The following is a 24,507-nucleotide window of genomic DNA, read 5'->3' on the forward strand; positions in this document are numbered from 1 at the left end:
CAATCTCGGGAAATCTTATCGCAACTGGCGATCCTGGTTCAACACTATGCTTGTCCAATCACAACCGAAAGGAACGAGCATGTCGAAATGGATGCAGGAGTGGAGCACGGAGACGGTCGGCCCATACAACCTGAAGATCACCGAGCGCAGGATGCCGGAAACCGGCGAGTTTGATGTGCTCGTCCGCACGACGGCGGTGTCGCTCAACTACCGCGACAAGCTGATGCTGGAAAGCGGCATGGGGCTGGATCTCACCTTTCCCTTCGTGCCGGCTTCGGACATGAGCGGCGTCGTCGAAGCGGTCGGCAAGGGTGTGGCCCGCTTCCGCCCCGGCGACCGCGTCATCTCCACCTTCGCCCCTGGATGGCTCGATGGCTTGCGGCCGGGAAGCGGCAGAACGCCGGCCTACGCCACACTTGGCGGCGTGCATCCGGGTGTCCTGTCGGAATATGTCGCTTTTCCGCAAGACTGGTTCGTCGCCGCGCCGAAAAGCCTCGATGCCGCCGAGGCGAGCACCTTGCCGTGCGCCGGCCTCACCGCCTGGTTCGCGCTGGTCGAGAAGGGCCACCTGAGACCCGGCGACCGCGTCGTCGTGCAGGGCACGGGCGGCGTCGCACTCTTCGGGCTGCAGATTGCCAAGGCCGTCGGCGCCGAGGTGATCGTGACCTCGAGCAGTTCCGAAAAGCTCGATAAGGCGCTCGCCCTTGGCGCCGACCACGGCATCAATCGCCGGAGCGAAGATTGGGTAGAGTGCGTCTATGAGCTCACCGGCGACCATGGCGCCGACCACATTCTGGAGATCGCCGGCGGCGCCGGCCTCGGCCAGTCGCTGAAGGCGGTCGCGCCGGACGGGCGTATATCGGTGATCGGCGTGCTCGAAGGCTTCGAGGTTTCCGGCCCGGTTGCGCCGCTGCTCCTGAAATCGCCGGTGCTGCAGGGTATCAGCGTCGGGCATCGCCGGGCGCTCGAAGATCTGGTTGGTGCCGTCGACCGCTTGCGGCTGAAGCCGGTCATCGACAAGCGCTACAAGTTTACCGAAGTCGGTGAGGCGCTCGCGCATCTCGATCGCGGCCCTTTCGGCAAGGTGGTGATCGAGTTCTGATCGCGCCACAATGAACATGGCCGGCGGCGATTGCCGGCGGCCATGCTGTCCTGTCGACTGTGCTTACTCGGCCGCCTGGCGCGCCATCGGGTTGTTCGGGTGAGTCGTCCAGTTGGCGTAATTGGGGTCGACCGGCTTGCCGGTGCGCTTATCGAGTTCACCGGCGGCGAGCGGCTCCATGGTGATGCAATTCTGGACCGGACAGACATTGACGCAGAGGTTGCAGCCGACGCATTCCTCCTCGATCACCTCGAAATGGCGCACGCCATTGACGAACTGCGTGATCGCCTGGTGCGAGGTGTCCTCGCAGGCGATGTGACAGCGGCCGCATTTGATGCAGGCATCCTGATCGATCTTCGCCTTGGTGACGTAGTTGAGGTTGAGATATTGCCAATCGGTGACGTTCGGCACGGCGCGGCCGCAGATGTCGTCGAGCGTCCGGTGGCCCTTGGCATCCATCCAGTCGGACAGGCCGGTGATCATTTCCTGGACGATCTTGAAGCCATAGGTCATCGCCGCCGTGCAGACCTGCACGTTGCCGGCGCCGAGCGCCAGGAATTCGGCCGCGTCGCGCCAGGTGGTGATGCCGCCGATGCCGGAGATCGGCAGGCCGTAGGTTTCCGGATCGCGGGCGATCTCGGCGACCATGTTGAGGGCGATCGGCTTCACCGCCGGGCCGCAATAGCCGCCATGGCTGCCGCGTCCGTCGATCGAGGGCTCCGGCGAGAAGGTGTCGAGATTGACCGAGGTTATCGAGTTGATCGTGTTGATCAGCGACACGGCGTCGGTGCCGCCGGCCTTGGCGGCGCGGGCCGGCTTGCGGACGTCGGTGATGTTTGGCGTCAGCTTGGTGATCACCGGCATGCGCGTGTACTGTTTGCACCAGCGCACCACCATCTCGATATATTCGGGCACCTGGCCGACGGCGGAACCCATGCCGCGCTCGGACATGCCGTGCGGACAGCCGAAGTTGAGCTCGATGCCGTCGGCCCCGGTTTCCTCGACCAGCGGCAGGATCGCCTTCCAGGCATCCTCGACGCAGGGCACCATGATCGAGGCGATCAATGCCCGGTCCGGCCAGTTCATCTTCACCTGCTTCATCTCGCGCAGGTTCACGTAAAGATCGCGGTCGGTGATGAGCTCGATATTGTTCAAGCCGAGCAGGCGGCGGTCGGCGCCCCAGATCGCGCCATAGCGCGGGCCATTGACATTGACCACCGGCGGCCCTTCCTCGCCGAGCGTCTTCCAGACGACGCCTCCCCAGCCCGCCTTGAAGGCGCGCTCGACGTTATAGGCCTTGTCGGTCGGCGGCGCCGATGCGAGCCAGAACGGGTTCGGGGATTTGATGCCGACAAAATTGTTGCGAAGATCAGCCATTGTTCTCGTCCTCTCGATCCTGTTCAGGCGACGGCGCTCGCCAGCGGCGCGTCCGCAGCGAAAGCCCGGTTGATCGATTCGGCGCTATCGCGTCCCATCGCCACGGCGGAAACCGTCAGGTCCTCGCCGCCGAGCACACAGTCGCCGCCCGCCCAGACCCTGGCGAACGAGGTGCGGCCTTCTGCATCGACGACGATGCGTCCGCTCTCCATCTGCAAGGCACCGAGGCCGGAGGCCTGAAAACTCTGGCCGATTGCCTTGAAGATCTGCTCGGCGGCAATAATACCCGTTTCCCCGGTCGTCGTCAGCTTGCCTTCCTCAAGGGCCGTGTATTCGAGTTCGATGCCGGCGACCTTGCCGTCCTTCACGGCGATGCGCTTCGGCTGCAGCCAGTGGCGGATGGTGACGCCCTTGGATGCCGCGAGATCCTGCTCGAACTCGGAGGCGTTCATGTGCTCCTTGCCGCGGCGATAGCAGATCGTCACTTCCTCGGCGCCAAGCAGCTTCGCCTGGACGGCAGCATCGATCGCGGTCATGCCGCCGCCGAGCACCACGACGCGGCGGCCGACCGGAACGTCGGCCTTGGTCTTCGACTGACGGAGTGCGGCGATGAAGTCGACGGCATCCTCCACGCCTTCGGCGTTCTCGCCCTCGATCCGCAGTGCGTTGACGCCGGCGAGGCCGAGGCCGAGGAAGACGGCGTCATATTGCTCGGTGAGGTCGGCCAGGGAGAAATCGCGGCCGAGGGCCTCGCCGTGTCGCACCTCGATGCCGCCGATCGACAGGACGTAATCGACTTCCCTCTGGGCGAAATCGTCCACCGTCTTGTAGGCGGCGATGCCGTATTCGTTGAGGCCGCCGGATTTCTCACGCGCATCGTAGATCACCACGTCGTGGCCCTTGACGGCCAGTCGGTGGGCGCAGGCCAGGCCCGCCGGCCCTGCGCCGACGACGGCGATGCGGCGTCCCGTTGCGGCCGCGCGCGCATAGAATTGCTTGTTCTCCTTCATGGCGACATCGGTCGCGTAGCGCTGCAGGCGGCCGATCTCGACCGGCCGCTCCTCCGCCGTGTTACGTACGCAGGCCTGTTCGCAGAGTGTTTCGGTGGGACAGACGCGGGCGCACATGCCGCCGAGGATGTTCTGGTCGAAGATCGTCTTGGCCGAGCCGATCGGATTGCCTGTCGATATCTGCCGGATGAACAGCGGGATATCTATGGAGGTGGGACAGGCCGTCATGCACGGCGCGTCATGACAGAAGTAACAGCGGTCAGAAGCAACCAGCGCCTCGTGCCTGTCGAGCGGCGGATGCAGATCGGAGAAATTGGTTTCGTACTCCGCGAGCGGCAGCCGCCCGTAGAGAATCCCAGATTGCGTCGTTCCCATTTTTAGCTCCCAATGTATTCTCAGGATGGGGAACGGTAACACGCTTTATTTTTTTATCAAACGGTAAAATTTTGGGTGCGCTTTCCGCGAATTCCCGGTGTTGCGGGCGTTTTTGCCGGCAGCGACACGTTACGCCTTTGTTTGACAGTACACGGCAAATAATGGCAGCAAATCGGGGGAAGGAGACTCGCTGGCGATGGCGCGCAGGGCGGAGAGCAACAACAGGCTGGACGATGCGGCCCGGGCGGGCTGGCTCTACTACGTGGCCGGCCGGACGCAGGACGAGATCGCGTCGATCATGGGGATTTCGCGCCAGTCGGCGCAGCGCCTCGTGTCGCTCGCCATGGCCGAACGGCTGATCAAGGTGCGGCTCGATCATCCGATCGCCGCCTGCCTCGAAGCAGCGGCGCGGCTCAAGGAGAAATACGAGTTGCGGCATGTCGATGTCGTGCCGAGCGATCCCGGATCCAATTCGACGACCGTAGGGATCGCTGAAGCCGGGGCGGCAGAAATCGAGCGCTGGCTGAAATCAACCGAGCCGGTCGTGCTTGCGATCGGCACCGGCCGGACGCTGAAGGCGACGATCGACCAGTTGCCGTCGATGGAATGTCCGCAGCACCGCATCGTCTCCCTCACCGGCAATATCCGCCTCGACGGTTCGGCCGCCTATTACAACGTCATCTTCAGCATGGCCGACACCATCAATGCGCGGCATTTCCCGATGCCCTTGCCGGTGCTCGTCTCGTCGGCCGAGGAGCGCGAAGTGCTGCACAAGCAGAGCCTCGTCAGAATGGCTCTGGAGCTTGGCGCCGAGGCCGATGCCGCCTTTGTCGGGGTCGGCGAGCTCGGGCCGGATGCCCCGCTTTGTGCGGATGGGTTTCTGGCGCGCGACGAGATGGAGCGGCTGACGGCGGCGGGTGCCGCCGGCGAGATCTGCGGCTGGATGTTCGATCATCACGGTGAATTGCTCACCGGCAGCATCAACGAGCGCGTGGCCTCCGTGCCGCTGCCGCCGCGCGAGCGGGCCGCGGTGATCGGCATCGCCAAGGGCAAGCGAAAATACGGAGCCCTGGGAGCGGCTCTCAAGGGACGGATCATCAACGGCCTCATCACCGACGAGACAACTGCCGAGTACCTGCTAGGCGATTGAGTCTACTTCCGGGGAGCAGTCCGGCAGCGGCGTTTTACCGAATGGGCTGCGTCCTCCCGGCCCATCACCACAAAAAAATCCTCAACAAAAATGAACTCTTAGCGCGTTGGCTATTTGGCGGCGGCGAATGCGCATTGACTTTTTTTGCCAATGGGTGAGTAATTGCCCACGAGCAAAGCAAATGCTCAATTTCTTCTGGGAGGAAGTCGATGAATTTGAGAACTTTCCTGCTGGGCACGTGCTCGGCAGTCGCTTTGGCAGGCCTGGCCCAAGCAGAGACCCTGACCATCGCGACCGTGAACAACGGCGATATGATCCGGATGCAGAAGCTGACGGACGCGTTCACGTCGAAAAACCCGGACATTCAGCTCGAGTGGGTGACGCTCGAGGAAAACGTGCTGCGCCAGCGCGTCACGACCGACATCGCCACCAAGGGTGGCCAGTACGACATCATGACGATCGGCACCTACGAAGTGCCGATCTGGGCCAAGCAGGGCTGGCTCCTGCCGCTCGACAACCTCGGTGCCGACTACGACGTCGACGACCTCTTGCCGGCGATCCGCAGCGGTCTGACCATCGACGGCAAGCTCTATGCCGCGCCGTTCTACGGCGAGAGCTCGATGGTCATGTACCGCAAGGACCTGTTCGAGAAGGCCGGCCTCACCATGCCTGAGGCGCCGACCTGGGAGTTCATCGCGGACGCGGCGCGCAAGATCACCGACAAGAACAATGAGATCTACGGCATCTGCCTGCGCGGCAAGGCGGGCTGGGGCGAGAACATGGCCTTCCTTACGGCGACGGCCAACGCCTTCGGAGCGCGCTGGTTCGACGAGAACTGGAAGCCGCAGTTCGACCAGCCGGAGTGGAAGAACGCGCTCGACTTCTACGTCAAGCTGATGAACGATGCCGGCCCGCCCGGCGCCTCCTCCAACGGCTTCAACGAAAACCTGTCGCTGTTCCAGACCGGTAAATGCGGCATGTGGATCGACGCCACGGTGGCGGCCTCCTTCGTGACCAACCCGCACGAGTCGACGGTCGCCGACAAGGTCGGCTTTGCGCTCGCCCCGGATACCGGCCTCGGCAAGCGCGGCAACTGGCTCTGGGCCTGGAACCTTGCCGTCCCGGCGGGTTCGCAGAAGGCGGAAGCGGCGCAGAAGTTCATCGCCTGGGCAACCGGCAAGGACTATCTGAAGCTTGTCGCCGAGAAGGAAGGCTGGGCGAACGTGCCTCCCGGCACCCGCACCTCCCTCTACGAGAACCCGGAATACCAGAAGGCGGCGCCGTTTGCGAAAATGACGCTCGACTCGATCAACGCCGCCGACCCGAAGAACCCGGCAGTGAAGCCAGTGCCCTATGTCGGCGTGCAGTTCGTGGCGATCCCGGAATTCCAGGGTCTTGGCACGGCGGTCGGCCAGGTGTTCTCGGCCGCGCTCGCCGGCCAGATGAGCGTCGATCAGGCGCTCGCCAGCGCGCAGCAGCTGACCACACGCGAGATGACCAAGGCCGGCTACATCAAGTGAGGCTCCCAAGGGGCCGGGGCGCCGTTCGGAAACGGCCGGCGCCCCGGCCACCTCCAGAGCGGGACAAGGGAGGGGCGAACCCCGCCTTCACCCGCGTCCCGCTCTGTCTTTTTTGCCGATGGGCGCGCGTTCGGCAGGCACGATGCGCCTGCCTCTTCTTGGAACACCGTTGAGACCACATGGGGGACGCCATGGCGACCTTGCATACCCGCTCCGCCGCGCGGCTGATGATCGCACCGTCGGTGCTTCTGCTCCTGGCCTGGATGATCGTGCCGCTGGCGCTGACGATCTACTTCTCGCTCCTGCGCTACAATCTGCTGATGCCGGGAATGGAGGAGTTCGCAGGCCTCACCAATTACACCTATTTTCTGACCGATCCAGCCTTTTTCCAGGCGGTCTTCAACACGCTCGCAATCGTGCTCGGCGTGCTCTTCATCACCGTCGTCGGCGGCATCGCCCTGGCGCTGCTGCTCGACCAGCCGATGTTCGGGCAGGGGATCGTGCGGATCCTGGTGATCGCGCCTTTCCTGATCATGCCGACGGTCGCGGCGCTCGTCTGGAAGAACATGTTCATGAACCCGGTCAACGGGCTCTTCGCCTGGCTTGCCAAGCTCGTCGGCCTGCAGCCGTTCGATTTTCTCGCCAATGCGCCGCTCTTCTCGATCATCCTGATCGTCGCCTGGCAATGGCTGCCCTTCGCGACGCTCATTCTGCTGACGGCGCTGCAGTCGCTCGACGAGGAGCAGAAGGAGGCAGCGCAGATGGACGGCGCCGGCGCTTGGAGCCGGTTCATCTATCTCGTCCTGCCGCATCTTTCGCGCGCGATCACCGTCGTCATCCTGATCCAGACGATCTTCCTGCTTTCGGTCTTCGCCGAAATCCTCGTCACCACCAATGGCGGCCCCGGCACGCAGAGCACCAATCTCACCTTCCTGGTCTATGCCCAGGCGCTGCTGCAGTTCGACGTGGGCGGCGCGTCCGCCGGCGGCATCATCGCGGTCATTCTCGCCAATATCGTCGCATTCTTCCTGATGCGCATGATCGGCAAGACGCTGGAGGCTTGATATCATGGCACGCAATGTCTCGACCCAGCGCAAACTGGTCACCACGGCCCTGGCCTGGACGGTCGGCATCCTGATCTTCTTCCCGATCCTCTGGACCTTCCTGACGAGCTTCAAGACGGAGGCGCAGGCGATCGCCTCGCCGCCCGCCTTCCTGTTCTTCGATTGGACGACCGAGAACTATTTCGAGGTGCAGAGCCGCTCGGACTACTTCAAGCACTTCATGAACTCGGTGGTGGTCTCTTTCGGCTCGACGCTGCTCGGCCTGGTGATCGCCATTCCTTCGGCCTGGGCCATGGCCTTCGCACCGACCAAGCGAACCAAGGACGTCCTGATGTGGATGCTCTCCACCAAGATGATGCCGCCGGTCGGCGTGCTGGTGCCTATGTATCTGATCTTCCGCAACACGGGGCTGCTCGACACCCGCACCGGGCTGGTGATGGTGCTGACGCTCATCAACCTGCCGATCATCATCTGGATGCTCTACACCTATTTCAAGGAAATCCCGGGCGAGATCCTCGAAGCGGCGCGCATGGATGGCGCTTCGCTTGCCAAGGAGATCATCTATGTGCTGACGCCGATGGCGATACCGGGCATTGCCTCGACGCTGCTCCTGAACATCATCCTCGCCTGGAACGAGGCGTTCTGGACCTTGAATCTCAGTGCCGCCAAAGCGGCGCCGCTCACCGCCTTCATCGCCTCCTATTCGAGCCCTGAAGGCCTGTTCTACGCGAAGCTGTCGGCGGCCTCGACGATGGCGATCGCCCCCATCCTCATTCTCGGCTGGTTCTCGCAGAAGCAGCTTGTGCGCGGCCTCACCTTCGGCGCGGTCAAATAAGGGTCAGACTCATGGGAAGCATCACACTCAAGAACGTCTCGAAGGTCTTCGGCGCCCATGCCGTGATCCCGTCGATCGACCTCGACATCAATGACGGCGAGTTCGTCGTCTTCGTCGGCCCTTCGGGCTGCGGCAAGTCGACGCTTCTGCGGCTGATTGCCGGCCTCGAGGATGTCAGCGACGGCGCCATCGTCATCGACGGCAAGAACGCCACCGAATTGCCGCCGGCCAAGCGCGGCCTGTCGATGGTGTTCCAGTCCTACGCGCTCTATCCGCATATGAGCGTCCGCGCCAACATCGCCTTCCCTTTGAAGATGGCGGGCGAGGACAAAGCGGTGATCGACAAGAAGGTGGCCGACGCCGCCCGCGTTTTGAACCTCACCGACTATCTCGACCGCAAGCCGCGCCAGCTCTCCGGCGGCCAGCGCCAGCGCGTGGCGATCGGCCGGGCGATCGTGCGCCAGCCGGAGGCCTTCCTGTTCGACGAGCCGCTTTCGAACCTCGACGCGGCGCTGCGCGTCAACATGCGGCTCGAGATCAGCCAGCTGCACCAGCAACTGAAGACGACGATGATCTACGTGACCCACGACCAGGTGGAGGCCATGACGATGGCCGACAAGATCGTCGTCTTGAACCGCGGCCGCATCGAGCAGGTCGGCTCGCCGCTCGAACTCTACCACCGGCCCGACAATCTTTTTGTCGCCGGCTTCATCGGCTCGCCGAAGATGAATTTCATTTCCGGCGGCCCGGCGGCCAGCCATCAGGCCCATACGATCGGTGTCCGCCCGGAGCACTTGGTGCTGTCGAAGGACCACGGCACATGGCAGGGCACGGTCGGCGTGGCCGAGCATCTCGGCTCCGATACCTTCCTGCATGTGAACGCCGACGGCATCGGCACGATGACGGCGCGCGTCAGCGGCGATTTTGCCGTCACGCATGGCGACCCGGTCTTCCTGACGCCGGACCCGCAGCGCCTGCACAGATTCGATGAAAAAGGGCTGGCAATTCGATGAAACGTCTTGAAGGAAAAAGCGCGCTGATCACCGGATCGGCGCGGGGAATAGGCCGCGCCTTCGCGGAGGCCTATGTGCGCGAAGGCGCCACCGTGGCGATCGCCGATATCAATGTCGAGCGCGCAAGACAGACGGCCTCGGAGATCGGACCGGCGGCCTACGCGGTGGAGATGGATGTCACCCGGCAGGATTCGATCGATGCGGCGATCGCCACGGTCGTCCGCCAGGCCGGCGGTCTCGACATCCTGGTCAACAATGCCGCGCTCTTCGACCTTGCGCCGATCGTCGAGATCACGCGCGCAAGCTATGAGCGGCTTTTCTCGATCAACGTCGCCGGCACGCTCTTCACGCTGCAGGCGGCGGCGAAGCAGATGATCGGGCAGGGGCGGGGCGGCAAGATCATCAATATGGCAAGCCAGGCGGGGCGGCGGGGTGAGGCGCTGGTCGCGGTCTACTGCGCGACCAAGGCGGCGGTCATCAGCCTCACCCAATCCGCCGGCCTCGATCTCATCAAGCACCGCATCAATGTGAACGCCATCGCTCCGGGCGTCGTCGAGGGCGAGCATTGGGATGGTGTCGACGCGCTCTTCGCGAAGTACGAGAACCGGCCTCTCGGCGAGAAGAAGCGTCTGGTGGGCGAGGCCGTTCCCTATGGGCGCATGGGCACAGCCGAGGACTTGACCGGCATGGCAATCTTTCTCGCTTCTTCCGAAAGCGACTACGTGGTGGCGCAGACCTACAACGTCGACGGCGGCCAATGGATGAGCTGAGGCTTCGTCCAAGGACGGGTGCTCGAAAGGAACGATAGAATGACGACCAAACTCTCGCTTGCCGCACTCGACGTCATCAGGGCCAAGGCCGGCGTCCCGAACTATGACCGGCACGATCTGCGCGCCGGGATCGTCCATTTCGGCGTCGGAAACTTCCATCGCGCCCATCAGGCCGTCTACCTCGACGATCTCTTCAATCTTGGGCGCGACCACGATTGGGCGATCATCGGTGCCGGCGTCCTGCCGTCGGACGAGGTCATGCGCGCCAAGCTCGAGGCGCAGGATTTTCTGACCACGGTGGTCGAGCAGGACAACAACCGCACCGGCGCGCATGTGACCGGCGCGATGATCGCCTATCTGAAACCGGGCGATATTCCGGCCATCGTCGCGCAACTGGCCAGTCCGCACATTCGCATCGTTTCGCTGACGATCACCGAGGGCGGCTACTTCATCGACCCGGCCTCGGGCGAGTTCAATCCTGGGCACCCGGCGATCGCCGAGGACGCTCGCAACCCGGCAACGCCGAAGACGGTGTTCGGGCTCATCCTGGCCGGCCTTGCCGAGCGCAGGGCGCGCGGCGTTCCGCCTTTCACCGTCATGTCCTGCGACAATATTCCCGGCAATGGCGAAGTTACCCATGCGGCCGTGTCCGGCCTCGCCCGCCTGTCGGATCCGGCGTTCGCCGACTGGATCGACGCCAATGTCGCCTTCCCGAACGGCATGGTCGACCGGATCACGCCGGCGACGGGCCCGCGCGAGATCGGCATCGTCGCCTCTGACTACGGCATCGACGATGCCTGGCCGGTTTTTTGCGAAGAGTTCAAGCAATGGGTGCTGGAGGACAATTTCCCGCAAGGCCGCCCGGCGCTCGAAGAGGTTGGGGTGCAGTTCGTCCCGGATGTCGCACCCTATGAGCACATGAAGATCCGCATCCTCAACGGCGGCCACGCGGCAATCGCCTATCCGGCGGCGCTGCTCGACATTCATTTCGTCCACGACGCGATGGAGGAGCCGCTGATCCGCGCCTTCCTGGCGAAGCTCGAGCACGAGGAGATCATCCCGGTCATTCCGCCGGTACCGGATACGGACCTGAGGGACTATTGCAAGCTGATCGAAACACGGTTCGCCAATCCGAAGATCGGCGACACGGTCGCCCGACTGGCACAGGACGGCTCGAACCGGCAGCCGAAATTCATCCTGCCGTCGACGGCCGATCGCCTGCGGCGCGGCGAGGACGTGGTGGGCCTGTCTCTTGTCTCCGCACTCTGGTGCCGTTATTTCGCCGGCACGTCCGACAGCGGCAAGGCGATCGTCTTCAACGACGCCAACGCCGATCGTTTGCAGGCGGCAGCGCTTGCGGCGAAGGACGATCCGATGGCCTTCCTCGCGCTTTCCGATATTTTCGGCGATGTCGCCCACTCTGATCTTTTCCGCCGCCGCTTTGCCCATGCCTTGAAAACACTTTGGGAAAAGGGTACGCGCGCCACGCTGCAACTTTATCTGGACGATAAACTCGGAGAATAGCGCGATGGCGGGGCACGCCTCCAGACTGGTCATCTTCGACTGCGACGGCGTGCTTGTGGACAGCGAACCGATCTCGCTCAGCGTGCTGGTGGATTCATTGGCGACCGCCGGCGTTTCGATGTCAACGGAGGAGGCGAGCGAGCGCTTCCTAGGCCGCAGCCTCCAGAGCATGTCGGCAATCCTTCATGACGACTACGGCCTTGCGACCGACCACGCATTTCTCGAAGCGATGCGGACGCGGCTCTATGCGCGTTTCCGCCAGGAGTTGAGGCCGATTCCCGGCATACGTGAGGCCGTCGAGCAGCTGGACGCGGCCTGCTGCGTCGCCTCTTCAAGCCAGCCGGAGCGCATTCGTCTGTCGCTGAGCGTGACCGGCCTTGCCGACCTTTTCGAGCCGCATATCTTCAGCGCCACCATGGTGACGCACGGCAAGCCGGCGCCGGACCTGTTCCTGCATGCGAGTGCTGAAATGGGCTACGCGCCGGCCGATTGCATCGTCGTCGAGGACAGTGCGGCTGGCATCGAGGCGGCCAAGGCGGCGGGCATGCGGGTCTTTGCGTTTGCGGGCGCCAGCCACGCCCGCAGCGAGCGGCATCGGCAGCTGCTCGCCGGTCTCGGGCCGGACCTCCTGTTTGACGACATGGGCGAATTGGTACAGTTTGTCCGTCAATAGGCAGGGCAGGGTGGAGCGGCCCGGCGCGCTCTTCAGGCACACTGAAAATCCATCATCATCTCGGGACGGGGTCATCCATTGATGCGCGAATATGTCGTGGCGGTCGATATAGGAACCGGCAGTGCGCGCGCTGGCATCTTCGACAGGAAGGGTGCGCTTCTTGCGCGTGCCGACCGGGCCATTGCCATGAACCGGCCCGAGGAGAACCATGCCGAGCACGATTCCGAGGATATCTGGGCGGCCGTCGGCGAAGCGGTGCGGGCGGCGCGCGAAAGGGCGGGTATAGGCGCCGAGAGCGTTGCGGCAATCGGCTTCGATGCCACCTGCTCGCTGGTGGTCCGCGACCGTGACGGCGCTCCGCTTTCGGTCAATCGGCGGGGCGAGCCACGCTGGGACACGATCGTCTGGCTCGACCACCGGGCGCTTGCGGAGGCGGATTTCTGTACGGCGACCAGGCATCCGGTGCTCGATCATTCGGGCCGGGTGATGTCGCCGGAAATGGAGATGCCGAAGCTGATGTGGCTGAAGAAAAATCTGCCGCATCAATGGGAGAGGGCAGGCTATTTCTTCGACCTGGCGGATTATATGTCCTGGCGGGCAACGGGAAACACGGCGCGGTCGCGCTGCACGCTCACGGCTAAATGGAACTATCTCGCGCACAAGGAACGCGGCTGGCAGCAGGACTATCTCGAGCGGATCGGTCTCGAAGACCTTCTGACGCGCGGCGGCCTGCCCGAGGAGACGCTGCCGGTGGAGCGCGCCGTGGGGAAACTGACGCCGACCGCGGCCGCCGACCTCGGCCTCGATACCGAATGCCGGGTCGCGCCGGGCTTAATCGACGCCTATGCCGGCGCGCTCGGTGTGCTCGGAGGATTCGCCGGCGATACGGCGAAGCTCGAGCGCCAGCTGGCGCTGATCGCCGGCACGTCTAGCTGCATCGTCGCCTTCTCGAAGGAGATGAAGCCGGGTTACGGCATGTGGGGGCCCTATTTCGAGGCGGTGCTGCCCGGCCTCTGGCTTATCGAGGGCGGCCAATCGGCGACGGGCGCGCTGCTCGACCATGTCGTCCGGCTGCATGGCGGCGGGCTGGAGCCGACGACCGAAACCCACAAGAAGATCATCGAGCGCGTCCAGGAACTGCGCGCCGAGCATGGCCACGGCTTCGCCGACCGGCTGCACGTTCTTCCTGATTTCCACGGCAATCGCTCGCCGCTTGCCGATCCGCATGCGCTCGGCGTGATTAGCGGCTTGGCGCTCGATTCCTCTTTCGACGCGCTTTGCCGCCTCTATTGGCGGACCTGCGTCGCCATCGCGCTCGGCATCCGCCACATTCTCGAGATGATGAAGGAGGCGGGCTACGACCTCGATACGCTGCACGTCACCGGCGGCCACGTGCGCAATCCGCTACTGATGGAGCTTTACTCCGACGCGATCGGCTGCCGGGTGGTCGTGCCCGACGCGCCGGATGCCGTTCTGCTCGGGACGGCCATGGCCGCGGCCGTGGCCGGCAACCTCTATCCCGACCTTGCGCATGCGGGGGATGCCATGGCCTCGGGCGGACAGGAGAGGCGTCCGAATCCGGCCCTGCAGGATTTCTACGACCGCGACTATCGCCGCTTGCTGGCGCTCTATCGCCACCGCGCCGAACTGGAATCGATCGAATAGCTGAATCTTCGCTTATCGCGGAACCTTTTTCTCGCTCGCGGATTATTGCGTATAGCCGAGCGGTGACGCACATCGCCCCCAATGTGACGTCGGAGGCATACCGCCGGTTGCCAACTCACATCCCCCTCAGTGAGTTGCATAACCTCAGCCAGTGCCCTTCCCTCGGCACTGGCTGTTTTGCTTCTGAATTCCGGATTTCCAAATGAGCCCTGCCTCGTGTGAGGCCGCCCAGATACGCGGACGCCCTGCCGAAGTTTGCTCCGGCACGGCGTCTGTTTCAGCGAGGAATTGACCCTAAGCGGCCGCCTTGGTCGATTCATTGAAGAACAGTGCCTGGCTGATCAGCGCCTTGACCATTTCGGGGTTGAAAGGCTTCGTCACAAGAAATGTCGGTTCGGGCCTTTCGCCGGTCAGCAGCCGCTCGGGGAAAGCGGTAATGAAAATCACCGGCACGGCACTGGTCTTGAGGATTTCGTTGACCGCGTCGATGCCGGAACTGCCGTCGGCGAGCTGGATATCGGCGAGCACCATTCCCGGTTCGGCCGTCTTGAAGAGAGCGATGGCTTCGTCCTTGGTCCGCGCGATGCCTGTTACGCGATGGCCGAGACTCTCGACCATCTGCTCGATATCAATGGCGATCAGCGGCTCGTCCTCGATGATCATGATGTCGGTCGCCACCTGGCGCGAAATCTCCTGCGAGGCGCGGTCGAGCAGAGAGGTGAGCTTGGCGGTGTCGACGTCGAGAACTTCCGCGGCCTCCTGGGGCGTAAAGCCCTCGACCGAGACGAGGAGGAACGCCTGGCGGGCGACCGGCGACACGGCCCCAAGATTGACGGAGGCGCGCTGCTCCCAGGCAAACGGCGAGACGGGTTCCGGGACGAGCACCGACGAGGAGCCGAAGAGCGAGGTGAAGAGGCGAAACAGCGCGACTCTGTCGCTGCTGGCCTCGGGGAAAATGGAAGTGTCGGCGATCAGCGCTTCGAGCACCGCTGCGACATAGGCGTCCCCGGATGTCTGAGATCCGGTCAAAGCGCGCGAATAGCGGCGCAGATAGGGAAGAAATGGCGCGATGCGGGTGGACAATGTCATGCAGGACTCCCTCAATCCGTGTCTTTTGATCTTTGTTCCGCTGCGGAAACGTGCCGAGGAAAAAAAGGTTCCGGAGTGGAACATTTCATTTTTTCGTCGCGTTATGGGGCAGGCGAAGTTTCTAGGGCGGCAGTCATACGATGAGATATAATTCAGGGGCAGGGCGGACGGTGAGCATGCGTCCGAAGTCTGACGATCCGAATGCGCAGATCGCGGCGAAGCTCAAAGCGCTTTATCTTTCGGTACAGGAGGAGGGAATTCCGGCTCGCTTCCTCGACCTTCTGGAAAAACTTGAGGCCGTGGAACAACGATCCATGCTGGATGGCAAGGAGTGAGCGCCGGAATGTCGGAAAATCAAGAGTTCAAGCGTGAGATGCTTGCGGCGCTGCCGAGCCTCCGCGCTTTCGCCATGTCGCTGATCGGCCGCCACGACCGGGCCGACGATCTCGTGCAGGACACCATCATGAAGGCTTGGGCCAAGCAGGACCACTTCGAGATGGGCACCAACATGAAAGCCTGGCTCTTCACCATCCTGCGCAACGAACTCTATAGCCAGATGCGCAAGCGCGGCCGTGAGATCCAGGATAGCGACGGTCATTTCACGGAAACGCTGGCGCACCATCCGGAGCAATACGGATCGCTCGACCTGCAGGATTTCCGCCGCGCCCTCGACCAATTGCCGCCGGACCAGCGCGAGGCGATCATTCTCGTCGGCGCTTCTGGCTTCTCTTACGAAGAGGCCGCGACGATATGCGGTTGCGCGCTCGGCACGATCAAGAGCCGCGTCAACCGTGCACGCCAGCGCCTCCAGGAGATCCTCCAGATCAAGGGCGAGAACGACTATGGGCCGGACGAGACCTCGGCGCCCATTACTTCGCGTGCCTTCGTGTCCTGACAGACCCTCATCGCCCTCGGCACTTCCTTCCTTATTTCTGCTTTGCTATGCGCGTTTACTCGAAGCAAGGATTGCGGCAGCCTCTGGAATTGTCGCATAATTCCCAATCGGTCTTGCCGGCGGGAGCGGGATTGGAGTTCGGGCCGAATGCACGAGAGGGCAGACGCAATGCTTCCCGCAGTGGCTGACACGCTTGGTTCGCGCGAGCGGCTCAGTGTCCTGCATGCGGCCGCACCGGACATGACGGTCGCCGACAGCGACTTCGAACCGCTGGCCAGGCTCGCCGCCAGTCTGTTCGACGCGCCGATCGCCCTTGTCACGCTCGTCGATCACGAATGGGAATGGTTTAAGGCGGCTGTCGGGACGACGGAAACTCGGGCGCGCACCGAGGAGTCCTTCTGCGCCCATGCGATCGGCGACCGTGGCCCGTTTCTCGTGCTCGACGCGTCGGCCCACCCGGTCTTGCGGCACAATCGAAAGGTCGCGCAAGCACCTTTCTTGCGTTTCTATGCAGGCGCTCCGATCGTTCTCGGAGGGCAGGCGGTGGGCACCGTCTGCGTGCTGGATGGAACACCCCGCGCCGAAATCGCGGCGAAACAGCTCGATGCGTTGCAGGAAATCGCCGACGCGGCTGCGTCGCTCCTCAAGTTGAAGGACGAGGCGCGTCGGCGTGCGCTGAAGGAGGCCGCGCTATCGCGCGAAGAACAGCGGCTCGCCATGGCGCTCGACGCCGCCAATGTCGGCAGCTGGCTCTGGGATATCCGCTCCGGAACCGTGGCGGGCAACGGTGCGATGATGCGCATGTTCGGCCTGCCGCCGGAACGGACCCTGACCGCCAAGGCGGTCTTCGGCGCGATCCATCCGGACGACCGAGGTGCAACCTTCTCGAAGCTCAGGCAGGCGATGGCCGCCAACGAGGAATATGACGGCATGTTCCGGATTCGGGCGAACGGGCGCTGGCTGCTCGGCCGAGGCCGGGTGCACGATCGCGACAGCAGAGGTATGGCGCTGACCTTTCTCGGCATGACCATCGACGTCTCCGAACAGCAGGCGTCCGTGCAGCGGACGAGGCTGCTGCTGAAGGAATTGAACCACCGGGTCAAGAACACGCTGGCAATGCTGCAATCGCTGGCGCGCCAGACCCTTCGTCAGACGAGTGACCCGGCCGAGTTCATGACCGCCTTCGCGGGCCGGCTACAGGCGATCTCCGAGGCGCATGGGCTGCTTTCGGACTACGAATGGGGGACGATCCGCCTTGCGGAGCTGATTTCCAAGCAGCTGAAACCCTATGTCAGCGACTATGCCGAGCAGGTGGAGATCCACAAGGACGAAGTCCTGCTCGGACCGGACCAGGCGGTTGGTCTCGGCCTGGTGCTGCACGAGCTGGCGACCAATGCCGTTAAATACGGGTCGCTCTCCGTACCAAAAGGCAAGATCGTGCTGACGGCGCGCAGCGTCGTCGAGGAAGGCAGTGCCGTGCTGCATTTGACCTGGACGGAAGTCGGCGGACCGCCGGTCCGGGAACCGCGCCGGCGCGGCTTCGGCTCGCTGCTGATCGAGCGGAGCCTCGACAAGATTATCGGCAGTTCCGTAAAGGTCGAGTATCTGCCGGCCGGCGTTACCGCGCTGATCCGCCTGCCGCTCTGAGATAACCGTTGGGCGCGCCGGAAATCAACGGCGGTCGCTGCGCCGCCGCCCTTTGCCGAGCCCCAGCAGGAGTCCTACGGCGATCGCCGTACCGACGCCGATCAGCGGCTGCTTACGCAGGATGCTGGTCGCCGCGGCAAGTGCCAGGTTCGTCTGAAGCAAGGAGCGGCGACGCCGTTCGTCGACGAGACGCCGGTCGCGTGCGTTTCGTACAGCCATGAGCGCGACAATCATCAGGGCGACTGCCAGAAGCGCCACGGCGATCGCCACAGAGGCGATGATTGGCGAATAATACTCGGCGAGAACGAGTGCGATCGCCACGAGGGCGAAAACATAGGCGGTGACGAGAAGCACCGCGACGATCCCCCATAGAGCCGCATTGCGCTTGAAGCGCGAGGCCGCGGCACCGAAATCGACTGCAAGCAAGGCGGTGAGAACGGCGCCTAGGGACTGCATGCCATTGTCTCCCCTTCACAACACGCCGAAAGCGCCGAAGCCCGCTAGCGGCGCAGAAGGGCTGCAGCGATCAGGCCGATTGCCGCTGCGGCGCCGAGCGTGGCGAGCGGATGTTCGCGCACCGCGCGGCGGACCTGTTTTTCCGTGTCCGCATAGCGGCCGCGCAGATCCGACAGCAGCTCCTCACCGCTCTCCAGCAGGTCCTGCAACTCCGATTCGGCTTGCTTGCGGGTGCTGCGCGCTTTAGCTTTGGCTTCTCGCGAGGCCGCCACACCCCGATCGGCGATCAGCGCCATCAGTTGCGCAACGTCTTCCCGAAGATCATGAAGCTGGTCCTCGATCGATGTATCGACCGCACCGCCGTTGCGCTTCCTGCTGCCTGAACCTGAAAAGAGACCCGTGGCCATCCTGTCGCTCCCTTCGCTTCGCTGCGATGCCGGCTGAAGGCCGGCGCATTCTCGGCGGCGCACCGGACGTGGCACGCCGGGGATCAACGCATGAGGGAGGAATTTGTTTCGATAAATCTTGACGTTGCTCTCAGCGCCGAGGTCAAAGCGATGCCGTTTGCGGCAGAACGAAGGGGACATCGCGTGCCGGCGCGATGCCGACCCGCATCCGGCATCCGAAGACCGCTTCCATGGTCTCGTCGGTGAGGACCTCCTTCGGGGCGCCGAGGGCGCGGATGCGGCCGGCCTTCATCATCACCATCTGGTCGGCAAACATTGCGGTCAGGTTGAGGTCGTGCATCACCGCGATGACGCCGCCGCCGCCCTCGCAGAATTGGCGCGCCAGCTGCATGATGGTCAGCTGGTGGCGGATGTCGAGGCTCGAGACCGGCTCGTCGAGCAGGAGGTAACGAGGCTCGCCGTCGCCGACCGGCGCGGCGATCTGGCAAAGCACGCGGGCAAGCTGGACGCGCTGCTGCTCGCCGCCCGAAAGCTCCTCGTAAAGGCGGCCGGAAAAGCCGGCGAGGTCGACGGCTTCCAGCGCCTCATCGACGGTGCGGCCACTGCCGGCGATATCGGCACCGCCGGTTGACAGACCCAGACCAACGATCTCCCGGACCGTGAACGGAAAGGAGATGACCGTCGATTGCGGCAGGACGCCTCTTTTCAGGGCGAGTTCAAAGGGCTTCAGCTGGGCGATGTCATGATTGTTGATGGTCACCTTGCCCTTGGACAGGTGCAGCTCGCCGGAGATCGCCTTCAAGGTCGTCGTCTTGCCGGAGCCGTTCGGACCGACGATCGCCGTCATTCTCCCCGGAACGGCTTCGAACGAGACGCCGTGGAGCACGGGCCGGCCGGCGAGGCGGGCGGAGAGATCGGAGGCGCGGATCATCTTAGGTCAAAGTCCCATGTTCGAGCGCCCGCGGAGCAGAACCCACAGGAAGAACGGCGCCCCGACGAAGGCGGTGATGATGCCGATCGGCAGTTCGGCGGGGGAAACGATGGTGCGGGCCAGCATGTCGGCGAAGATCAGCATGGTGCCGCCGAGCAGAGCCGAAGCTGGCAGAAGGTAGCGGTGATCCGGGCCGATGACGAGCCGCAGCAGATGCGGCACGACGATGCCGACAAAGCCGATACCGCCGCTGACCGCCACAGATGCGCCGGTCGCCGCGGCGACGCTCAAAATGGCGATGTTCTTGAGGCGCTGCACTGGCACGCCCATGTGGAAGGCGGCCGCCTCGCCGAGGGTGATCGCGTTGAGGCCTCTCGCCAGGAAGGGGACGACACAGAGCGACAGGAGGATGATCGGCCCGGCGGTAAGGATTTTCGTCCAATTGGCGCCGGCCAGCGAACCAAGCCCCCAGAAGGTGAGATCGCGGAGCTGCTTGTCGTCGGCGACGAAGACGAGCACGCCCGTTACCGCGCTGGCGAGTGCGCCGAGCGCAATCCCGGCAAGCAGCATCGTCGCCACGGAGGTCTGACCGCTGCGTGTGGCGATGCGATAGAGGAGCATGGTCGTCGCAAGGCCGCCGCAAAAGGCGCCAAGCGGCAGCGCATAGAAGCCGAAGAGCGCAAAGACCGGCCCGAAGGTGGTGCTGCCAAGGACGATAAGCAGGACGGCGCCGAGGCTCGCCCCGGACGACACGCCGACCAGACCGGGGTCGGCCAGTGGATTGCGGAACAGTCCCTGCATGACGACGCCGGAAACGGCGAGCGCGGCGCCGACCAGCATGCCGAGCACGGCGCGCGGCAGGCGGATATCGAGGATGATGATGCGATCGCGCATGCTCAGGGCCTGGTCGCCGGACGCGCCACCGGCGAGCCATCGCAGGACATTGCCAAGCGAAGCGTCGGCGGCTCCCGTCATGATCGAGGTCGCGAAGGTCGCGGCGGCAAGCGCTGCGAGGGCGGCAATAAGTGTGCGCGCCAGACCGGAACGGTCGCCCTTCCGCCACGCATGCACGATCCTTGCAGCCAAGGCAGGCCCCCGCGCGCCGTCCATCGCCTCACTGCGAGGCATTGGTCTTCTTTCCATAGATTGCGGTGTTCAGTTCCCGGATCGCGCTTGCGGTGCGCGGGCCGAAACCGAGCAGATGCAAGCCATCCATGCGGACCAGTGCCTTGCTTTTCGCCGCCGGCGTCAGGCTGAGGGCGGGAAGGGCGAAGAGTTGGTCGGCACTCATCCCATGGGCGCCGCCCCGATCCATCATCAGAATGACGTCCGGCTTCGCCTCGACGATCGCCTCGTCGGTCAGTGGCTTGTAGCCGGGGAACTTCCCGGCGGCATTGACGGCGCCGGCAAGCTCGATGATGCCGCTTGCGGCCGTGCCGGTGCCCGATGCCATGATCTTGCCGTCCTGGGTGCTGAGGATGAAGAGAACCCGCTTGCGCTCGCTTTCCGGGCGTGCGGCGCTGTCGGCGAGTGCGGCGTCCAGATCCTGCTCGACGGATTTCACGAGCGCTTCGGCCTTGTCAGGCACGCCGAGAAAGGCGCCGACGGCGCGTATCTTGGCAAGAATGCCCGCCTCGTCATAGGTCTCGCCAATCGTCGTGAAGGGAATGTTCGCCTGCTTCAGCACGGAAAGCGCCTCGGGCGGGCCACTGCCTTCGATGGCGACGATCGCCGCCGGGTTGACGGCGATTATGCCTTCCGGCGCCAGCTGCCGCATGTAGCCGACATTGGGGAGCTTCGCCGCCGCCTCTGGATAGGTGCTGGTCGAGTCGCGGCCGACGAGCCGGTTTTCCTCGCCCAGCGCATAGATGATCTCGGTGACCGCTCCGCCGATCGAAACGATCCGGGACGTGTCCGGCTTCTCGACCGTCTCGGCCATTGCGGGGCTCACAAGGGACGAGGAGACGGGGGCGAGCGCCGGCAGCAGGAAGGGTGTCGAGAGCGCAAAGGCGGCGAGCGCCAATTCCCAGCGGCGAAGGCGGCGGAAGTCGAAGCGGTGCATGCCTTGTCTCCTCAGGCTGCGACGATGCTGTCGAGGCGCGGCAGGTTCTCGACCAGGCTGCGCCATTCCGGTCTTTCGCCAAAGCCTTCCTTCCGCTTGCCGAAGAACTGAATGACCATTTCGGCCTTGGCATCGAGGGCTTCGAGCGAGGTTACATGGCCGTCCGACGTCGGCTTGCGCACCGCCCAAAGCTCGGCGATGTGATCCGCGCGCAGATGCAGGTGGAAGGCCGGATCCATGACGTTGAGCCACGGGCCCATGGAGGCGATATTCTTGACCGGGCCGGAGTGGATCTGGATGACGCCGCGATTGCCGACGAAGCACATGATGGGCAGCTCGGTCTCGGCACTGCCCCGCATCATCGTCTCGATGCCCCGCGCGTCGAGCTGCCAGGCCAGATCGTCGCCGACTGCATGCAAGGCTTGGCGCCGGCCGATTTTCAGATTGCGCAACATGCCGTGGAACTGATGGGTGTCGGTCAGCTTCGTCCAGTGCTCACGCAGCGCCTGGGTGTCGACGGTGGCGGACGCGTCGTCGCCCGCCGCGGCGCCGGATTCGGCAACAAATTGCTGCGACTGATCTTCGAGGCGGAAGTCCGCGACGATCCTGTCATAGGCTTCAAGATCAGACGTCGGGCGCAGGTGAACCTTGTGAACCGCATTCCCCCATTTGTCGAAGAACTGCAGGCTGCGGCGGATCTCGCCCTTGGCATCGGTCTTCGTGACGGCGAAGCCGTGCGCCCAGGCGGACGGGAAGACCCGCAGATCGATTTCCGATCCGAGAACCAGGCTCGCAGACGGACCTGTCTTGACGTTCTCGTAGATGCCGATTTTCTCGTGGACAGCGGATTCGTTGCGGGTGAGCGCCATGACCTCGCCCAGCTCCCTGGCGCGGCCCAGGAAACGATTGGCGTCGGCATCGATGCGGCTTGCCGTCAGGCCGCATTCCGCGGCGACGAGGGCGGCTTCGGAAATGCCGAGCTGGGCGGCTATGTCGCGCTCGCGCATCGTCGGGTTCGCCGCGCGGTAGGCGCGAATCTCGGAGGGAGTGGGGCGCGTGCTGTCGATCATCGTTGTCTCGCTATTTATTCAGAATCAGCTTGCCCTGCCGGGTGATCCGCATCCGGTAGATCGCGCCGTCATGGGAAATCAGGATCTCGCTGGCGCCGCGGAAGAGCTCGTGGCTTTCCACAATCGGCTGCGAGCGGGTGGTCGCGCTCGGCGCCGGCGAGGAGAGGGGGGTATCGGTGTCGTTCGGTGTCACAGTTTCGGCCAGTTCACGAGGGTGGAAGCGGGTCGATGTCCCCTGTTCGCTCGTGCATTTCCAATTAGTATCTTGACTGCATTACTCATATTTCATTAAGGACGCAATACCGGATACTCACAGTCAAGTTTAGTTGAACGCCTCCGTCGTCTGGCTCAAGGCGGCCCGGATGCGGAGCATGGGTGGTGTTAATGATGGTCTGTCTTTCCCGTTTCGCTTCCTCGACCGCAGCGATGATCCTGTCGATCGCCGGGACGGCCGTGGCACAGGAGCCAACGGCCGTCGGCGGGCTGACGGTCGAGCTCAACGAGGTCGCGCCTTCCGAGAAGGGGTGCAAGCTGACCTTCGTCGCCGGCAACGGCCTGCAGCAATCGCTTTCCAAGGTCTCGTTCGAGTTCGTCCTCTTCGATCAGAAGGGCCTGGTCGAACGCATGGCCGTTCTCGATTTTCGCGACCTGCCTGCCGGCAAGACGAAGGTCCGTCAGTTCGACCTGCCGGGGACGAAATGCGAGGCGGTGAAGAGCCTGCTGATCAACGATGCACCGGCCTGTGTCGGTGAGGGCATCGACAAGGGCGCCTGCATGACGGGGCTCCAGACCGGCTCGAAGTCGGCAGTCGAACTCAAGGGCTGATTGCCCGATCACTGAGGTGCCGTTGGAAGGCAGACTTGGATGAAGCACATCGTGAAATGGACGGGCGCGGTCGGCCTCTCTCTGTTGGCGCATGCCGGCGGAGCGATGCTGCTGGAGCCTAGCAAAGACGACTTCCAGATGGCCGGCGGGGCGGCGACCGAAGTTACGCTGCTCGGCAACGCCTTCGAGGAGACGCTGCAAGCCGGCGACCTCTCGGACGTCGTAGAACCCACCGAAGACACGCCCGAGGAGGTGCAGCCGAGCGAGGTCCAGCCGACGGAGGAGATGGCGGAAGAGATCCCGCCGGCAATGCCAGAGAGCGTCTCCGAGCAGCCGACCGACATTGCGCCGACGGAGGCGGACGTCATCCTGCCGGCAGATCAAATGCCGGTGACCGAGGTCGCCGAGGCGCCGGTCACGGCCACTGTCGCGCCTGTGGAAACCGTGGTTCCGGAACAGAAGCCGGAGCCGGAAAAAATCGAAGAGAAGGTCGAGAAGCCGGAACCGAAGAAGGAGCCGGTGAAGAAGAAAAAAATCGTGCGCAAGAAGGCCGGCGAGCGCGGGGAGCAGGCGAATTCGCAGAGCAAGGGCCAGGCGGACGGCGTGGAGAATGCAAATGCGACCGCGGCCACCGGCGCGAGACAGAGTTCAGTGGCCCGGGAAGCGGGCAATGCCGCAGTCGACAACTACAAGGGGAAGGTCCAGCGCAAGCTGAACAGGGCCATGCGCTATCCGGCCGAAGCCAAGCGCCAAGGGCTGCGCGGCGTCGCGCAGGTGCGCTTTACCGTCACCTCCAGTGGCGGGCTCGCCGGCGTCAGTCTGGCAAGAAGCACGGGGTCGCCGATTCTCGACCAAGCTGCACTTGACACCGTGCGACGCGCCGCACCCTTTCCGGCTATTCCTGCCGCGGCCCGACGTGACAGCTGGCAGTTCACCGTCCCCGTTGAATTCAAACGATAATTCCCCTGGGCACCACGCCGCAGAGGGCTTCGGCAGGCCGAAATTTAATATGATTACTGTACTATGTTTATACTTTACTCAAACAAT

Annotated in this window: 25 protein-coding genes; 15 read left to right on the forward strand and 10 right to left on the reverse strand. The window is 63.8% G+C overall.

The features are described from left to right. Positions 1-79 precede the first annotated feature (79 nt). Positions 80-1,102 carry an NAD(P)-dependent alcohol dehydrogenase gene (locus CO664_RS03690; protein WP_097525156.1) on the forward strand — a complete coding sequence of 341 codons (1,023 nt, stop codon included), beginning with the start codon at positions 80-82 and terminating at the stop codon, positions 1,100-1,102. Between the two features lie 63 nt (positions 1,103-1,165). Here CO664_RS03690 and preA read toward each other — a convergent pair whose 3' ends face one another. Both preA and CO664_RS03700 read right to left on the reverse strand, forming a co-directional pair. Beyond that, positions 1,166-2,479: an NAD-dependent dihydropyrimidine dehydrogenase subunit PreA gene (preA, locus tag CO664_RS03695; RefSeq protein ID WP_095677984.1), complete on the reverse strand. Its 1,314-nt coding sequence runs from the start codon at positions 2,477-2,479 to the stop codon at positions 1,166-1,168. Between the two features lie 23 nt (positions 2,480-2,502). After that, positions 2,503-3,864: an NAD(P)-dependent oxidoreductase gene (locus CO664_RS03700; RefSeq protein WP_097537953.1), complete on the reverse strand. Its 1,362-nt coding sequence runs from the start codon at positions 3,862-3,864 to the stop codon at positions 2,503-2,505. Between the two features lie 196 nt (positions 3,865-4,060). On the opposite strand from CO664_RS03700, the gene CO664_RS03705 reads away from it, so the two are divergent. From CO664_RS03705 to CO664_RS03745, 9 genes are all read left to right on the forward strand, one after another. Next, positions 4,061-5,014, forward strand: a complete 954-nt coding sequence (locus CO664_RS03705; protein WP_097525158.1) for a sugar-binding transcriptional regulator — start codon at positions 4,061-4,063, stop codon at positions 5,012-5,014. A 209-nt stretch (positions 5,015-5,223) separates the two neighbouring features. Next, on the forward strand, positions 5,224-6,534 hold the full coding sequence (locus CO664_RS03710; protein ID WP_037414644.1) for a sugar ABC transporter substrate-binding protein: 1,311 nt from the start codon (positions 5,224-5,226) through the stop codon (positions 6,532-6,534). Between the two features lie 191 nt (positions 6,535-6,725). Further along, positions 6,726-7,598 (forward strand): sugar ABC transporter permease, encoded by an 873-nt coding sequence (locus tag CO664_RS03715; protein ID WP_037414697.1) that lies wholly within the window; start codon positions 6,726-6,728, stop codon positions 7,596-7,598. Between the two features lie 4 nt (positions 7,599-7,602). Continuing rightward, positions 7,603-8,433 (forward strand): carbohydrate ABC transporter permease, encoded by an 831-nt coding sequence (locus CO664_RS03720; RefSeq protein WP_037414645.1) that lies wholly within the window; start codon positions 7,603-7,605, stop codon positions 8,431-8,433. Between the two features lie 11 nt (positions 8,434-8,444). Continuing rightward, complete coding sequence (locus CO664_RS03725; RefSeq protein WP_097537954.1) at positions 8,445-9,446, forward strand: ABC transporter ATP-binding protein; 1,002 nt, start codon at positions 8,445-8,447, stop codon at positions 9,444-9,446. Next, positions 9,443-10,216 carry an L-iditol 2-dehydrogenase gene (locus CO664_RS03730; protein ID WP_097525159.1) on the forward strand — a complete coding sequence of 258 codons (774 nt, stop codon included), beginning with the start codon at positions 9,443-9,445 and terminating at the stop codon, positions 10,214-10,216. Before CO664_RS03725 ends, CO664_RS03730 begins: the two co-directional genes overlap by 4 nt. 39 nt (positions 10,217-10,255) lie before the next feature. After that, on the forward strand, positions 10,256-11,740 hold the full coding sequence (locus tag CO664_RS03735; RefSeq protein WP_097525160.1) for a mannitol dehydrogenase family protein: 1,485 nt from the start codon (positions 10,256-10,258) through the stop codon (positions 11,738-11,740). A gap of 4 nt (positions 11,741-11,744) precedes the next feature. Then, positions 11,745-12,413: an HAD family hydrolase gene (locus tag CO664_RS03740; protein WP_097525161.1), complete on the forward strand. Its 669-nt coding sequence runs from the start codon at positions 11,745-11,747 to the stop codon at positions 12,411-12,413. An 81-nt stretch (positions 12,414-12,494) separates the two neighbouring features. Continuing rightward, a complete protein-coding gene (locus CO664_RS03745) occupies positions 12,495-14,078 on the forward strand; it encodes an FGGY-family carbohydrate kinase (protein WP_097537955.1) in 1,584 nt (527 codons plus the stop codon). Between the two features lie 294 nt (positions 14,079-14,372). Here CO664_RS03745 and CO664_RS03750 read toward each other — a convergent pair whose 3' ends face one another. Continuing rightward, positions 14,373-15,167 carry a response regulator gene (locus CO664_RS03750; RefSeq protein WP_037414659.1) on the reverse strand — a complete coding sequence of 265 codons (795 nt, stop codon included), beginning with the start codon at positions 15,165-15,167 and terminating at the stop codon, positions 14,373-14,375. Positions 15,168-15,343: 176 nt separating this feature from the next. Between CO664_RS03750 and rsiA1 the strand changes: the two genes are divergently transcribed. From rsiA1 to CO664_RS03765, 3 genes are all read left to right on the forward strand, one after another. Further along, on the forward strand, positions 15,344-15,502 hold the full coding sequence (gene rsiA1 / locus CO664_RS03755) for a NepR family anti-sigma factor (RefSeq protein ID WP_234819725.1): 159 nt from the start codon (positions 15,344-15,346) through the stop codon (positions 15,500-15,502). 8 nt (positions 15,503-15,510) lie between these two features. Beyond that, positions 15,511-16,062 carry an RNA polymerase sigma factor gene (locus CO664_RS03760; protein ID WP_037387615.1) on the forward strand — a complete coding sequence of 184 codons (552 nt, stop codon included), beginning with the start codon at positions 15,511-15,513 and terminating at the stop codon, positions 16,060-16,062. 147 nt (positions 16,063-16,209) lie between these two features. Beyond that, positions 16,210-17,709: an HWE histidine kinase domain-containing protein gene (locus CO664_RS03765; protein ID WP_037414663.1), complete on the forward strand. Its 1,500-nt coding sequence runs from the start codon at positions 16,210-16,212 to the stop codon at positions 17,707-17,709. A gap of 24 nt (positions 17,710-17,733) precedes the next feature. Here the strand turns inward: CO664_RS03765 and CO664_RS03770 are convergent, their stop codons facing one another. The 7 genes from CO664_RS03770 to CO664_RS03800 form a co-directional block, all read right to left on the reverse strand. Beyond that, complete coding sequence (locus CO664_RS03770) at positions 17,734-18,165, reverse strand: hypothetical protein (protein ID WP_097525164.1); 432 nt, start codon at positions 18,163-18,165, stop codon at positions 17,734-17,736. 44 nt (positions 18,166-18,209) lie between these two features. Beyond that, on the reverse strand, positions 18,210-18,572 hold the full coding sequence (locus CO664_RS03775) for a DUF883 family protein (protein WP_097537956.1): 363 nt from the start codon (positions 18,570-18,572) through the stop codon (positions 18,210-18,212). A 142-nt stretch (positions 18,573-18,714) separates the two neighbouring features. Next, complete coding sequence (locus tag CO664_RS03780; protein ID WP_097525166.1) at positions 18,715-19,503, reverse strand: heme ABC transporter ATP-binding protein; 789 nt, start codon at positions 19,501-19,503, stop codon at positions 18,715-18,717. Positions 19,504-19,509: 6 nt separating this feature from the next. Beyond that, on the reverse strand, positions 19,510-20,631 hold the full coding sequence (locus CO664_RS03785; protein ID WP_037414677.1) for an iron ABC transporter permease: 1,122 nt from the start codon (positions 20,629-20,631) through the stop codon (positions 19,510-19,512). Beyond that, the gene (locus CO664_RS03790) at positions 20,618-21,565 is read right to left on the reverse strand and encodes a hemin ABC transporter substrate-binding protein (protein WP_097525167.1); all 948 of its coding nucleotides are present in this window, start codon (positions 21,563-21,565) and stop codon (positions 20,618-20,620) included. The genes CO664_RS03785 and CO664_RS03790 overlap by 14 nt, the downstream gene beginning before the upstream one ends. Before the next feature lie 11 nt (positions 21,566-21,576). Beyond that, positions 21,577-22,635, reverse strand: a complete 1,059-nt coding sequence (locus CO664_RS03795) for a ChuX/HutX family heme-like substrate-binding protein (protein WP_097537957.1) — start codon at positions 22,633-22,635, stop codon at positions 21,577-21,579. A 10-nt stretch (positions 22,636-22,645) separates the two neighbouring features. Further along, entirely contained in the window at positions 22,646-22,828 is a 183-nt protein-coding gene (locus CO664_RS03800) for a hemin uptake protein HemP (RefSeq protein WP_083853880.1), read from the reverse strand. A 194-nt stretch (positions 22,829-23,022) separates the two neighbouring features. Between CO664_RS03800 and CO664_RS03805 the strand changes: the two genes are divergently transcribed. Then, complete coding sequence (locus tag CO664_RS03805) at positions 23,023-23,460, forward strand: hypothetical protein (RefSeq protein WP_037387947.1); 438 nt, start codon at positions 23,023-23,025, stop codon at positions 23,458-23,460. A gap of 39 nt (positions 23,461-23,499) precedes the next feature. Next, positions 23,500-24,420 carry an energy transducer TonB gene (locus tag CO664_RS03810; protein ID WP_097537958.1) on the forward strand — a complete coding sequence of 307 codons (921 nt, stop codon included), beginning with the start codon at positions 23,500-23,502 and terminating at the stop codon, positions 24,418-24,420. Positions 24,421-24,507: the final 87 nt, after the last annotated feature.

This window comes from Sinorhizobium sp. NG07B, from assembly GCF_002532005.1.
Taxonomy (GTDB): Bacteria; Pseudomonadota; Alphaproteobacteria; order Rhizobiales; family Rhizobiaceae; genus Sinorhizobium; species Sinorhizobium fredii_C.